The organism is Bordetella ansorpii, assembly GCF_900078315.1.
GTDB classification, from domain to species: Bacteria; Pseudomonadota; Gammaproteobacteria; order Burkholderiales; family Burkholderiaceae_B; genus Bordetella; species Bordetella ansorpii.
Genome location: NZ_FKBS01000003.1, coordinates 1 through 268 on the forward strand (window position 1 = coordinate 1; position 268 = coordinate 268).

The following is a 268-nucleotide window of genomic DNA, read 5'->3' on the forward strand; positions in this document are numbered from 1 at the left end:
TGGAAACTCGATTACTCAGAAACACTTTACGTTGTGCTTCTTCCTCATTGTTAAAGAGCGAAATGACATTGGGTAAAACCCAACGATCAATACTGACTCGCAGCATTCATCGTTGCGCTTTGGTGGAGGATGACGGGATCGAACCGACGACATCCTGCTTGCAAAGCAGGCGCTCTCCCAGCTGAGCTAATCCCCCCCTTGACTTGACTGGTGGGTCTGGTTGGATTCGAACCAACGACCCCCGCCTTATCAAGACGGTGCTCTAACC

Annotated in this window: 1 tRNA gene; it reads right to left on the reverse strand. The window is 50.7% G+C overall.

Annotated elements, in window-relative coordinates:
• Nucleotides 1-120: 120 nt before the first annotated feature.
• Nucleotides 121-196: transfer RNA gene (locus tag A7W11_RS01125), tRNA-Ala, on the reverse strand.
• Nucleotides 197-268: the final 72 nt, after the last annotated feature.